The 12,453-nt window shown below is 60.2% G+C and carries 13 protein-coding genes; 9 read left to right on the top strand and 4 right to left on the bottom strand.

All coding sequences use genetic code 11. The annotated features are described in order from the left end of the window. Positions 1-6: 6 nt before the first annotated feature. The 5 genes from ACSQ36_RS08680 (at position 7) to ACSQ36_RS08660 (ending at position 6,341) form a co-directional block, all read left to right on the top strand. Entirely contained in the window at positions 7-903 is an 897-nt protein-coding gene (locus tag ACSQ36_RS08680) for a polysaccharide deacetylase family protein (protein WP_436181616.1), read from the top strand. A 270-nt stretch (positions 904-1,173) separates the two neighbouring features. Then, entirely contained in the window at positions 1,174-1,635 is a 462-nt protein-coding gene (locus ACSQ36_RS08675) for a peroxiredoxin (RefSeq protein ID WP_213764004.1), read from the top strand. A gap of 475 nt (positions 1,636-2,110) precedes the next feature. After that, positions 2,111-3,985 carry a PhoH family protein gene (locus ACSQ36_RS08670; RefSeq protein ID WP_436181615.1) on the top strand — a complete coding sequence of 625 codons (1,875 nt, stop codon included), beginning with the start codon at positions 2,111-2,113 and terminating at the stop codon, positions 3,983-3,985. A gap of 223 nt (positions 3,986-4,208) precedes the next feature. Next, positions 4,209-5,405: an NlpC/P60 family protein gene (locus ACSQ36_RS08665; protein ID WP_436181614.1), complete on the top strand. Its 1,197-nt coding sequence runs from the start codon at positions 4,209-4,211 to the stop codon at positions 5,403-5,405. A 129-nt stretch (positions 5,406-5,534) separates the two neighbouring features. Beyond that, on the top strand, positions 5,535-6,341 hold the full coding sequence (locus ACSQ36_RS08660; RefSeq protein WP_436181613.1) for an SDR family NAD(P)-dependent oxidoreductase: 807 nt from the start codon (positions 5,535-5,537) through the stop codon (positions 6,339-6,341). 52 nt (positions 6,342-6,393) lie between these two features. Here ACSQ36_RS08660 and ACSQ36_RS08655 read toward each other — a convergent pair whose 3' ends face one another. Both ACSQ36_RS08655 and ACSQ36_RS08650 read right to left on the bottom strand, forming a co-directional pair. Next, entirely contained in the window at positions 6,394-7,404 is a 1,011-nt protein-coding gene (locus ACSQ36_RS08655; RefSeq protein WP_213764008.1) for an inorganic phosphate transporter, read from the bottom strand. A 29-nt stretch (positions 7,405-7,433) separates the two neighbouring features. After that, positions 7,434-8,060, bottom strand: a complete 627-nt coding sequence (locus tag ACSQ36_RS08650) for a DUF47 domain-containing protein (RefSeq protein ID WP_089159053.1) — start codon at positions 8,058-8,060, stop codon at positions 7,434-7,436. A gap of 626 nt (positions 8,061-8,686) precedes the next feature. Between ACSQ36_RS08650 and ACSQ36_RS08645 the strand changes: the two genes are divergently transcribed. Next, positions 8,687-8,914, top strand: coding sequence for a hypothetical protein (locus ACSQ36_RS08645; protein ID WP_436181612.1), 228 nt, complete (start codon positions 8,687-8,689; stop codon positions 8,912-8,914). Between the two features lie 225 nt (positions 8,915-9,139). Here the strand turns inward: ACSQ36_RS08645 and ACSQ36_RS08640 are convergent, their stop codons facing one another. Further along, complete coding sequence (locus ACSQ36_RS08640) at positions 9,140-9,352, bottom strand: hypothetical protein (protein WP_436181611.1); 213 nt, start codon at positions 9,350-9,352, stop codon at positions 9,140-9,142. A 29-nt stretch (positions 9,353-9,381) separates the two neighbouring features. On the opposite strand from ACSQ36_RS08640, the gene ACSQ36_RS08635 reads away from it, so the two are divergent. After that, complete coding sequence (locus ACSQ36_RS08635) at positions 9,382-9,747, top strand: tyrosine-type recombinase/integrase (protein WP_436181610.1); 366 nt, start codon at positions 9,382-9,384, stop codon at positions 9,745-9,747. A gap of 196 nt (positions 9,748-9,943) precedes the next feature. On the opposite strand, the gene ACSQ36_RS08630 is transcribed toward ACSQ36_RS08635, so the two are convergent. Further along, positions 9,944-10,828, bottom strand: a complete 885-nt coding sequence (locus tag ACSQ36_RS08630; RefSeq protein WP_436181609.1) for a LysR family transcriptional regulator — start codon at positions 10,826-10,828, stop codon at positions 9,944-9,946. Between the two features lie 105 nt (positions 10,829-10,933). On the opposite strand from ACSQ36_RS08630, the gene ACSQ36_RS08625 reads away from it, so the two are divergent. Together ACSQ36_RS08625 and ACSQ36_RS08620 are read left to right on the top strand one after the other, a co-directional pair. After that, a complete protein-coding gene (locus ACSQ36_RS08625; RefSeq protein WP_436181608.1) occupies positions 10,934-11,212 on the top strand; it encodes a hypothetical protein in 279 nt (92 codons plus the stop codon). Positions 11,213-11,409: 197 nt separating this feature from the next. Then, complete coding sequence (locus ACSQ36_RS08620; RefSeq protein ID WP_436181607.1) at positions 11,410-11,979, top strand: cysteine hydrolase family protein; 570 nt, start codon at positions 11,410-11,412, stop codon at positions 11,977-11,979. Positions 11,980-12,453 lie beyond the last annotated feature (474 nt).

Genomic DNA, 12,453 nt, shown 5'->3' with positions numbered 1-12,453 from the left:
CGGCGCGTGGCTCGCATCGTTCTGAAAATCGACGCCGATACCTTGCGTGGCACGCGCGAAGGCGTGCCGAATCTGGCGCGCCTGCTCGACAAATATCGCGCCCGCGCAACATTCCTGTTCAGCCTTGGACCCGATCACACCGGCTGGGCATTGCGCCGCGTGTTTCGGCCCGGGTTTCTCAAGAAGGTGTCGCGGACGTCGGTGGTCGAGCATTACGGCATCAAGACGCTGATGTATGGGGTGCTTCTGCCGGGGCCGGATATCGGTCGCCGTGCGGTTGCCGAAATGCGCGCGATTCATGAAGCGGGTTTCGAGTGCGGCATCCACACGTGGGATCACGTGTACTGGCAGGACAATGTCCGTGCCGGCAATCGCGAGTGGACGGCCGGCCAGATGCAGCGCAGCCATGCACGTTTCGCCGAGATCTTCGGCACGCGACCCGTTACGCACGGCGCGGCGGGCTGGCAGATGAACGGCTACGCGTTCGAACAGATCGACGCTTGGGGCATGAAGTACGCGTCCGATGGGCGTGGCCACACGCCCTATATTCCGGTGCTCGATGGCCGAACACTGAACCACGTCCAGATGCCCACTACGCTGCCGACGCTGGATGAAATCCTCGGTGTGGATGGCGTTGACGTGAGCAATGTCGCCGCGCATTTACTAGGTCTCACGTCGAAGCAGGCGCACGACCAGGTCTATACGCTCCACGCAGAGCTGGAAGGACAAAAGCTGGCCACGGTATTCGAACAATTGCTGGCCGGCTGGAGCGCGCAAGGTCATAGCTTCTGCACGATGGGCGACTATCACGCGACGCTGGACCGCGCGACACTGCCCACGTACCCTGTCGCGTGGGGCGAGATTCCAGGTCGCGCAGGCGAGTTGATACTGCAGCCGGATTAATACACGTCGGACGGATTGAAGCACGTGCACGTCGGACGTGTGCTTGGGGCTCGGCCGAGCGAGCTATTTTGCAAACTCGGACGGCCGGTTCGGCTGATCCGGCTCTGCCGAACCGGGCGAGCGGGTGCCAAGCCGGATCAGACCCAGCCAGACCGCGCCTTGCCCCGACGCATCAAGCTTTCCCCTGATCCGCACTACCGTTCCAACGTGTTCGTTCACCAGAAGCTGGCGCGCGGGCACGTGTCTACCGATAAAAACTGGAGAAACTTCGTGCCGATCGCAGTCGATCAACCCGTTCCCGATTTCACCGCGCCCGCAACCGGCGGCGACTTTTCGCTGTCTAGTCTGCGAGGCAAGAAAGTCGTGCTGTTTTTTTATCCGAAAGACAATACGCCCGGCTGCACCACGGAAAGCCTGCAGTTCCGTGATCTTTATGCGAAATTCAAGAAGGCAGGCGCTGAAGTGATCGGCATCTCGCGTGACAGCGTGAAATCGCACGACAACTTCAAGGCGAAGCTGGAACTGCCGTACACGCTGGTGTCCGACTCCGACGAAGTCATCTGCTCGCTCTTCGGCGTCATCAAAATGAAGAAAATGTATGGCAAGGAAGTACGCGGAATCGAGCGTTCGACCTTCCTGCTGGACGCGAACGGCGTGCTTCGCCGGGAGTTCCGTGGCGTAAAGGTTCCAGGCCACGTTGAGCAGATTGTGGAAGCTGTACAAGCGCTTTGAGGCACGTTATATTGATTCGCAATGAGCGCTTGCCCTTCCCTCCATTTCTCTTTGCGTAGCGTCCGGTGTTTCGCGGTTTTCCCCGCGACCGGCACGGGGTCCCGCTACACGCCACGCCTTGAATCCTGGGGCGTGGCGGAAGTTGAAAGGCGCTTTGAAGCTGGCGCTGTCGAGCCGCTGGTCCCATCGTCCGGGACGGCGGCTTTTTTGTTCGCGGACGCTCCCTTACCCGCAGCGTGTGCGCCTTGGGCGTCCCGCGCCGTCCGTGCGTTTCATCCCCGTTTTCTTCAGGACGCAACTTCCAAGGAGCCGATCGAAATCTAGGCGAACCGGCGTTTTCGAAACCGAAGCGCGTCTCCGGGCGCAAACTGCATCGACGTCCGGCCTTCTGGCTAAAAGCCTGAGGCCTGAAAGACCCACGCAGGATGCGACAGGCGACGCACGACATACGATCCGAATCCTATCGAGGAAAACCATGCCTTTGCCTACCGCACCCGTCAAGCTCGGCAACCTCCTGCCGTCTGAAGAATACAAAGCCAAAGCCCGGCCTGCCCGATCATCGAAAAAGCAGGCAAGCGACGGCGATCTAGTTGAAACCGAAACCGATTTTGGCGCGAGCGTCGGCGCTTCGCGTCCTGCTGCCGCGAATACCGCCAACACGTTGCGCGCCATAGCAAGCGAGACGCTGGCGAACGCGGCCAAAGGCTCGGCGGTAGAAGCCTCCGATGCAGCGCCCGCCGCGCGCACGCGCCGCACGAAACAAACCGCGGCGTTGCTGCAACCCGCTGCTGCACCGGCCGAACAGATCGAAACCACGCAGCCCGCTGTCGCACGTACGCCGGTCGAAGCACGTGAACGCACGCCGGCGCGCTCCGAAGCACCGGCCGCGCCCGTGGCTGCGGCAGCTCAACCGCGTGGCCAGCAAAAGCGCCGCCAGCGTGGTCAGCCGGAAAACGAGATCGGCAAGCTGTTCGTGCTCGACACGAACGTGCTGATGCACGATCCGTCATCGCTGTTCCGGTTCGAGGAACACGACGTCTATCTACCCATGATGACGCTCGAGGAACTCGATGATCACAAGAAGGGCATGTCGGAGGTCGCGCGCAATGCGCGTCAGGTGAGCCGCACGCTGGATGCATTGGTGGCGCACGTCGGCGAGATGTCGGCGGGGTTGCCGTTATCGGCGCTGGGCAATCGCGATGCGACCGGCCGCCTGTATTTCCAGACCACGCTGACCGACATTGAGCCGGTCGAAGGCCTGCCGGTCGGCAAGGCCGACAACCAGATTCTCGGCGTGGTTCGCGCGCTGCAAAAGGAGCGCACCGATCGCCAGGTCGTGCTGGTGTCGAAAGACATCAACATGCGCATCAAGGCCCACGCGCTCGGCCTGCCCGCTGAAGATTATTTCAACGATCAGGTGCTGGAAGACAAGGATTTGCTCTATTCCGGTGTCCGCGCGTTGCCGTCCGACTTCTGGACGAAGCACGCGAAGGGCATGGAAAGCTGGCAGGACACCAAGACGGGCACGACGTATTACCGTGTGACCGGTCCGCAATGCGCGTCCATGCTGGTGAACGAGTTCGTTTATTTCGAACCGCAGAACGGCGAACCGTCGTTCTACGGCATCGTGCGCGAGTTGAACGGCAAGACAGCGCTGCTGCAAACGCTACGCGATTACAGCCACCACAAGAACAATGTGTGGGGCATTACGTCGCGCAATCGCGAGCAGAATTTCGCGTTGAACCTGTTGATGAACCCGGACGTGGATTTCGTCACGCTGCTGGGTCAGGCCGGTACCGGCAAGACCTTGATGGCGCTGGCCGCCGGACTCGCGCAAGTGCTCGACGACAAGCGCTATAACGAGATCATCGTCACGCGTGCGACGGTTCCGGTCGGCGAAGACATCGGCTTCTTGCCGGGTACGGAAGAGGAAAAAATGCAGCCGTGGATGGGCGCATTCGACGACAACCTCGAAGTCCTGCAAAAGACCGACGACGCCGCCGGCGAATGGGGTCGCGCCGCCACGCAGGAACTGATCCGGTCACGGTTGAAGGTGAAGAGCATGAACTTCATGCGCGGCCGGACCTTCGTGGACAAATACGTGATCATCGACGAGGCGCAGAATTTAACGCCCAAGCAGATGAAAACGCTCGTCACGCGCGCCGGTCCGGGCACGAAGATCATTTGCCTGGGAAACATCGCGCAGATCGACACGCCGTATCTGACGGAAGGCAGTTCCGGCCTGACGTACGTGGTCGACCGTTTCAAGGGCTGGACACATAGCGGCCACGTCACGCTCGCGCGCGGCGAACGCTCACGTCTGGCGGATTACGCGTCCGAGATTCTTTAAATTTTCAGCATGTTTTGAAAGCCCGGCAAGCGTCGCTTGCCGGGCTTTTTTGCGTCTTTTCAACGCGTTTGGATCTAAAAACACGTTCCGTCGAAGCAACACTTACAGCGTAAACCTCAAGTGACTTATCAAGAAAACTTGCCCGTGCCCCGTCTGACGGGCTAGTATCGCGAGACTGTCACCACGGCGAGCGCTCGTATTCACCTCGGCTCGCCCTTGCCGAATGCGTCGACTCTGGTCACTGCTGCTCCTCACCCTCCTCGTTGCCGCGTGCTCCAGCGCGCCGACGCGGGTGTCGCGTGCACCGGCTGCATCGAACGCAACGGCTTCTAATCGCACCTTCGCTACACCCTCCGGCTTCCCGAATTTCGTCGATCACAGCGTCGGACGTGAGGAAATTTCCATTCAGGCGATGGCGCTCGTGGGCGTGCCGTATCGATGGGGAGGCAATACGCCGGAGGCAGGTTTCGATTGCAGCGGGCTCGTGCGCTATGTGGTGGATCGGGCGGCATCGGTGAATCTGCCACGCACGACGGCGGATATGAGCGTACGCGGTGAATCGATTGAACCCGACGAAGTTGCCCCGGGCGACCTGATTTTCTTCAACACGACGGGCCGGCCGCATTCGCACGTCGGCATCTACGTGGGTAAGCTGCGCTTCGTGAACGCGCCGTCGACAGGCGGGACCGTGCGGCTCGATTACCTCACCAATCCGTATTGGGCCAAGCGTTTCGATGGCATCCGGCGCGTCGCGTCGCCGAAAGCCGTGCCGGCTCCGTTCGATGCACCAACGTATCTGGCGTCGCCGGTCCCTGTTCCTGCTCCTGGCCCCGTCCCGGCGGATGGCGCGTCAGGCCGTCCAGCGACACAAGTCGCCGCTCAGGCCGGCGACCGGTATGAACCGCCGCGCGATCCGCCTATGACGGCCACGGCAAGCTCCTACCGAAGTACCGCCTCCTCCGATCAGTTCGAACCACCACCGCCCGCGTTGTCCTCCGCGCAACGGCAGGCGCAATCGGCGGGTGCTGTCTCACCGGCCATCACTACGGCCCGCTCCAGCGCCGATCCGTTCGAACCGCCGCCGTCCTCGCTGTCCGCCGCACAACGTCAATCGCAAGCAGCAAACGCGATCTCGCCGCCACGCGAGTCGCAAGCTGAATCAAATGCGGTCGCGGCGGCATCGAATGCGCCCGATCCTATCGCGGCCGCTGCCGATGCCTTCGAACCGCCGCCGCCCACCGCCCGGCTGGCGGCGCAGCAGGTGCGCTCAATTCAAGAGCAACAACCCTCATCGGTTGGCCGGATTCCCGCGTCCGATCCCGCCGCCCACGTGATGCGTGCCTCCACGAATTCGCTCACGCCCACGCGCCCCGCTGCCACCGACGACCCCATCGCGAAGTTCGCCAACGGCAGCTACTGAGCCGTCCCCCGGCCAGCGCGTTCAGCGCAATGGCCGACCTGCACGTATTTCCCAGCGTCTGCTATCGTGTCTCGATAACGATTCCATGCGTCATCGAATCGATCATCAGCCTCGAAAGGAGTGAACCTCATGGACTTGGGACTCGCCGGCAAGATCGTGCTCATCACGGGCGGCAGCAAGGGTATCGGCTTCGCGTGCGCGCGGGCGTTTGCAGCGGAAGGCGCGCGCGTCGCGATTGTTTCGCGCGATCCCGCGAACCTCGCCCGCGCTCGCGAAGAACTCGCGAAAGAGGGTTTTCACGTGCATCTCGCGCGTGCCGATCTTCACGAAGCGCACAGCGCGCAAGACGTCGTGGAAGAAGCAACGGGCGCGCTCGGCCCGATCGATATTCTCGTGAATTGCGCGGGCGCCGCTAAACGCTACGATCCCGATCTCCTCGACGCCGCCGGTTACAAAGCTGCGATGGACGCGAAATATTTCCCCTGCATCTACCCTCAGCAAGCCGTGCTGAAGCAAATGGCCGAACGGCTGAAAGCGAACCCCAAGACCGAGCCGGGCGCGGTGGTGAACATCATCGGGATGGGTGGGAAGATCGCGAGCGATATCCACATCGCGGGCGGTGCGGCGAATGCGGCGCTGATGCTGGCCACCGTCGGTCTCGCGCATCATTACGCGAAGCTGGGCATTCGCATCAACGCGATCAATCCGGGCGCGACGTTGACGGAACGCGTGGAGGAAGCGCTGGCGCTCGAAGCGCAGAGACTGGGTGTCACGCGAGATGAAGCGCTGGCGCTAAGCCAGGCGAAAGTGCCGCTTGGGCGATACGCGAAACCCGAGGAGATCGCGGACGTTGCGCTGTTCCTGGCGAGCCGTCGGGCGAGTTACGTATCGGGCGCGATCATTCCGATGGACGGTGTCGGCGCGCCGCTGATCTGACGCACGAAGCGCGGGTGACTTGAAAAAGGCAAGTCACCCGCGAGCCACTCGCTCAAAGAAAGCGATGTCCGAGCCACCAAGCAGCGGCGGCCATCACGGCAGACGCCGGAATGGTCAGGATCCAGGCCCAGACGATGTTCCCCGCCACGCCCCAGCGCACTGCGCTGAACTTCTGCGTCGCGCCAACGCCAACGATCGCGCCGGTGATCGTATGCGTGGTTGACACGGGAATACCCAGAAACGACGCGACGAACAGCGTAATTGCCCCGCCCGACTCCGCGCAAAACCCGCCGACGGGCTTGAGCTTCGTGATCTTCTGACCCATGGTGCGCACAATGCGCCAGCCGCCGAACAGCGTACCGAGCCCCATCGACAGATAACATCCGCCGATCACCCAGATCGGCGGAGCGTCGGCCGTTGCTGACGCATACCCTGCCGCAATCAGCAGCATCCAGATCACGCCGATGGTCTTCTGCGCGTCGTTGCCGCCATGCCCGAGGCTATACAACCCTGCCGATACAAGCTGCCAGCGTCTGAATCGCCGGTCCACCTTGGAGGGCGGCGTGCGGAAATACATCCACGAAACGATCAGCATGAACAGCGATCCGAGCACGAAACCCAGCAGCGGCGAAATAAAAATGAACGAGACGGTCTTGAGCAAGCCCTCCATATTCAGCGAGCCCCACCCTGACTTCGCCCACGCCGAGCCGACCAGACCGCCGATCAGCGCATGCGACGAACTCGACGGAATGCCGTAGTGCCACGTGATGATGTTCCAGCCGATCGCCCCGATGAGCGCGCCGAAAATCACATATTGATCGACGATAGCCGGGTCGATCGTCCCTTTGCCAACGGTGGCGGCAACCTTCAAATGAAAGATGAAATACGCAATGACGTTGAACGCGGCGGCGAACGCCACGGCTTGCTGAGGTTTCAGCACGCCGGTGGAGACAACGGTTGCGATGGAGTTGGCGGCGTCGTGGAAGCCGTTCATGAAGTCGAACACGAGTGCGACCACGACGAGCGTAATAACAGCCCAGAGGGCGAGTTGAATCGAATGCATCGTTTATCGAGTGAGTGGCGCGGCTGAAATCAGGCGTTTTCCAGCACGATGCCTTCGATGATGTTCGCAACATCCTCGCATTTGTCGGTAATCGTCTCGAGCAACTCGTAGATTGCCTTGAGCTTGATCAGCGTCTTGACGTTGTCCTCTTCGCGGAAGAGTTTCGACATGGCCGAGCGCAGCACCCGGTCGGCGTCCGATTCCAGACGGTCGATTTCTTCGCAGATCTTGAGGATTTCGCTCGCGCGTTTCATGTCGGCGAGCAGCTTGACCGCTTGCTGCACACGCTCGGACGTGGCCGTGCAGATATGGGCGAGCTGGCTCATTTCCGCAGTCGATTCACGCACGTCGTAAAGCGAAATGGCAGTGGCGACGTCTTCCATCAGGTCGAGGATGTCGTCCATCGTCGTGATGAGCTTGTGGATTTCGTCGCGATCGAGCGGTGTGATGAAGGTCTTGTGCAGCAGATCGATGGTTTCGTGCGTGAGCTTGTCCGCACGTTTTTCGTTGGTCTGGACGTTCTGCTTATGGACCTCCATCTGGTCCATGTTGTCGATCAGCAGTTCGAGTTCGTGACTGGCGTCAACGATGCACTTTGCGTGCGCATTGAAGATTTCGAAAAATTTGCCCTCGGTGGGCATGAATCGACCAAACATTTGAGTCCTGTTGAGAAATTTTTCTCTTTTTAATCAATTAGTTGATGAATATTACAACATCAACCGTTCTTGCTGTACGCAAAATATACGCAAAATTAATAGCCCCGCCACGAGTTCATGTGTCAAATCCGTGACAACGTCATATTCTATCGGAAAGCGTTTGGTCGTTGGCCTGCGTTCCCGTTCTGGGAGCCAGCGTTATCGTCGACGGGTCTGTTCTCTTTCTTGGCCCACCGTGGAATCCGGCCACACACGTGCATTCTCGAGGCCGCCTTGACCCCGTCAACACGCCGGCCGGATACTTTAACGATCCCGGAGGACCCGGTTACCCGTTTTGGGGCCGTTGAGCGTCAACGCAAGCGCCACTGTGGCGAGAGCAAACCCAGCAGTGCCTGTCCCATCGGAAGCAGCCGTCCGGTTTGCGCGGATAAGGCGTCAGCGGCCCGCGCAAAAGACCGACGTGCTGCGGAAAGAATCTGAAGCGCTCTGGAGCGCATGACATGCTCGAGGTTGTGCTTGAATTCGCAGTGGAGCTTCTCACCCTCGCGAGCGTCATCCTCATCTGGGTGCCGGCGTAAAAGATCAGCAATGCTCTGCGCGTTACGCGCGACCTGGCGGAAATAGCCTTGAAAACCGGTGCGAAAGATCTAGCCAAGGTGGCAGCGGGTGCGGCCTTGGCGGGCAAGCAGGTGCCCGTGGAGTTTAGCGAGGACGATGACTGGCGGCTCAGATGGGGATTTGCTGCCGAGGGCGTGGCGACCGGCATCAAGATTCTGCCCGGTGACGCTGTTGCGGCCGCCACGCATGTAGGAAGGGGTAAGTCACGACGACCGATCAAAGAACCATTCAAATGACCGTTTTTTGCTTCCAGCAGAGCGGTTACCCGCCGCTCACGTGCAACCGCGGATTGGATGGGTGCCGCTTTTACGCTGCCAGCAACCACCATGAGCTGACGTCGATCTTGGCGCAGTTAGCCGCGCGCCGGGCTGCGCGTAATGGACCTGGTTGGCTTGACCGGCTGCCGCAGGGAATTTTCCGCCTGCCGTCAATGCCGCTAAATCCTGTTAGCAGCATGGCGTTTAATGCGGGGCGGTCGGACTGACAAAGATTCGCTGAAAGATGTACTCCGATCGATTTCCAAAGCACGCGACGTACAGTTGGGGCGGCGCGTCAGCCACTGGAAAGTGATCGAAGGACAGCAATTCGCTGCGCTCTATATGTGGCAGCCAGTAGGAATGACCAAACAGGATCGTAGCGACGAAGACGAGCACCGCCAAAAAACCAATCGACATCGCTGTTATCCAAGCAGCAACACGAGCACGTGCGACACGTCGACCTCGTTTTCCCTTCGCTTCGCACGAAAATGCTCAGTGACATGACGCTGACGGCTCTTTTGCGCCGGGCCAAGGCGGTCAGCGATGAACCCGGGCGTGTTGCAACGGCGCATGGATTCCGTTCCTCTTTCCGCGACTGGGCAAGCGAGCATGGCTACGCGCGTGATCTCGCTGAGCGTGCGCTAGCGCATGCGGTCGAGGGCGATACCGAGGCCGCCTACCATCGCACCGATCTGCTCAATCTGCGCCGGCCGATGATGCAGGCGTGGGCCGACTTCGTCGGCGGCGCCGACAAAACCGCAGAGTCACCCGACGATGCCAGCACCGCCGATCAGATTCCAGCCGAAGCGTGAGTGGGAACCCATCTGCGGTGTCAATGCTTGCGATGCTGTACGGCGCCGAGCTCAACCTGCGGATGATTCCCGGCAACTGCGACTCCTTTATGCCCTATTTACGCCTTATTCTCGCCTTACTGTTGACCCCGGCCGCTCGCATAGGCCTTAGCTTTCTATCCTGACGGCAACGAACCGACGCGGCAGATGACATTTTCTATACCAATCGGAGATCCCACAACACATCAAGTACGTGTTGCGTAGAGCTCTCGACGCACCCCGTACGATGCGCAATGCCGAGCCGACGCCACAGCGCCGGGCGCAGCGGGCGCATGACAATGCGCGGGTCGGGAGATGGAGTAGTGGCCTCATGGGGTAACAACGCTGCGCCGTAACCAGCCGCGACCAGACTCTTGATTGCGTCGTTGTAGTTAAGCTGAATGCGCGGCACAGGATGGTGCCCTCCCGCTGCCAACCACTCCGTGCTGAGGTGCGAAAGCCGTGTAGTTGAGTCATTGAGAATGAGTGGCCTGCTAGCCAGCCACTTGGGTGTTACGCGGACTGGGCATTGCCACTGGGCCGGCATGAACGCCATGACAGGATCGCGGCGCCATGGCTTGATCACAAGGCCAGCCATCGTGGGCTGGGGTAGCGCGACCAGCCCGATATCCAGCGACCCTTCCGCCAGACGGGTGAGCGTGTCCTGCGACGTCAGCACCGTAACCTGGACGTCGATCGCGGGATGTTGCTGCCCCAACACTTCAAGAGTCCGAGGCAGGAGGTGTGCGATTGCGCCCGTCGACGCGCCAAGTCGTACACGGCCCTCAAGCCCCTGTACTTGCCGCCTGACATCGTCCAGCGCCTGCCCGGCATCGGCCAGGAGGTGCCGTGCCTTTTCCAGAAGGGATTCCCCGATCGTGGTGGGCTGAACGTGGCCGCGCTTGCGTGACAGCAGCGGGGCACCAACTCGATCCTCCAGTTCCTGAATGTGAAGACTGACTGTCGGCGCAGCCAGGTGCAGGATACGTGCGGCCTCCGCAAAGGACCGATGGTCTGCGATCGTCACAAAGGTGCGAAGGCGGTCCAGACTAATCTCTCTCATCCCAGTGCCAGATTAGAAATAACTGAACGTTGGTTTCAGGAAATTCAACTTTTCATATTCTATCCCTGGAACGAAGATCGGAGTCTCAGGTTCCGGAGATAGAGAATGACTGATGTACACGAAAGTGCCGATGGCGCCGAAGATGGGCAATTAGCGGATATCGATGCGGAGGCGAACAGGTGGGTCGCCGCGCTGACGCTCACCGGACTATTGGTGACCATTCTGGTCATCGCTGGCCTGTATGTCACGACAACTGCACGCGCCGTGAATCAGGTGTGTTTCCAGAAGAAAATGAACGATGAGCACACACTAATGGAAGCCTTCTTCCAGGCTCCCCCGGAGCAGGATGCGATCGTGGAGGCGATGCGTGCCTGTTCGTACTGACCTAAGCCAGTCCAATTTCCCGTTAGCATTCCCGTGTCGAACTCACTTGGTCTCAACGGATTGACGCCGGCACAGGGTCGGCGACTCAATGACCGATTGTGGCCGCACCAAGCCGGTCAGGCAAAGCGAGTCCAGACTTGCGGTAAAGTCCTGAATGGAATCGCTTCGCGACAACATTCGCTCACCCTGAACCAACAATGACTGCCTTGCTATTCCCGGCCGGTGCGCTCCTTTTGCTGGTGGATCTTCAGAAAGCAATAGACCACCCTAGCTGGGGGCGGAGAAACAACCCGCTTGCGGAAGTTCAAATTGCACGTTTGCTCGACCATTGGCGAGGTAATGGCTGGCCGGTGTGGCACATTCGGCACGACTCCACCGAGCCTGGCTCGTATTATCGGCCAGGCCAAGGCGGACATGACTTCAAGCCTGAGGCCTCCCCTGTCGTCGGCGAGCCTGTGATCCCGAAACGGACTAACAATGCCTTTATAGGTACAAATCTGGAAGCGCAACTCCGCGCGCAAGGCCATGACACACTCGTGGTGGTCGGCGTCATCACCAATAACTCTGTCGAAGCGACGGTTCGTATGGCCGGCAACCTGGGCTTCACAACCTACCTTGTAGCCGATTGCTGTTTTACGTTTGATCGAAGGGATTGGAACGGCAACCTGAGAAGCGCGGAAGACGTGCACGCAATGTCGCTTGCCAATCTGGACCTGGAATACTGCACCGTCATCAACGCTGAGACCTTGCTGGACACGGACAAGTAAGCCGGCCTGTTTCAGGTGGTGCGTGAGGGATCAAGCAGATTCGGGCTCACATACATCCGATCCGAAGTCCTACTTATGGCCTTCAACCGAACGGCCGAGGGCCGGTCATCTATGGTCGCAATCAGTTGTTCGTCCGCTGATCGTCGTCGATATGGCCGACCATGTCGAACCCTCTCACGGTGGCCGGGCCCGGCCCGACGCTTGACGGACGAGTGACGCTGGCAACAACCGGCTGCTTCAGGCAAGTCGACCCATTGCCGTTCTTCGACACGCTCCATTGAGTATAGAAAGATACCGAGCACGCACTGGGCTTTACGCGGGTCAGCATAACCTCATGCAGTCGCATTGGCCCATTGCACGAATATATGACCGGCCTCTCGCAAGACCGCATCCCGATGTCCCATATCGAGGGCAGGCGCGTCGTAATATGCCGCTATAAGCAGCGGCGCGCGGCCTGGCGGCCGCACGAATGCG

Origin of the sequence: Caballeronia sp. LjRoot34 (assembly GCF_964253815.1) — a bacterium.
In the GTDB taxonomy this organism is placed as follows: Bacteria; Pseudomonadota; Gammaproteobacteria; order Burkholderiales; family Burkholderiaceae; genus Caballeronia.
This window is presented reverse-complemented; position numbering and strand designations above follow the sequence as displayed.

Coding starts and splice junctions, on each gene's coding strand:
- ACSQ36_RS08655 (WP_213764008.1), bottom strand. CDS start 7,404: ATGCATTCGATTCAACTCGCCCTCTGGGCTGTTATTACGCTCGTCGTG.
- ACSQ36_RS08625 (WP_436181608.1), top strand. CDS start 10,934: ATGACTGATGTACACGAAAGTGCCGATGGCGCCGAAGATGGGCAATTA.
- ACSQ36_RS08620 (WP_436181607.1), top strand. CDS start 11,410: ATGACTGCCTTGCTATTCCCGGCCGGTGCGCTCCTTTTGCTGGTGGAT.
- ACSQ36_RS08650 (WP_089159053.1), bottom strand. CDS start 8,060: ATGTTTGGTCGATTCATGCCCACCGAGGGCAAATTTTTCGAAATCTTC.
- ACSQ36_RS08640 (WP_436181611.1), bottom strand. CDS start 9,352: ATGTCGATTGGTTTTTTGGCGGTGCTCGTCTTCGTCGCTACGATCCTG.
- ACSQ36_RS08665 (WP_436181614.1), top strand. CDS start 4,209: ATGCGTCGACTCTGGTCACTGCTGCTCCTCACCCTCCTCGTTGCCGCG.
- ACSQ36_RS08660 (WP_436181613.1), top strand. CDS start 5,535: ATGGACTTGGGACTCGCCGGCAAGATCGTGCTCATCACGGGCGGCAGC.
- ACSQ36_RS08630 (WP_436181609.1), bottom strand. CDS start 10,828: ATGAGAGAGATTAGTCTGGACCGCCTTCGCACCTTTGTGACGATCGCA.
- ACSQ36_RS08670 (WP_436181615.1), top strand. CDS start 2,111: ATGCCTTTGCCTACCGCACCCGTCAAGCTCGGCAACCTCCTGCCGTCT.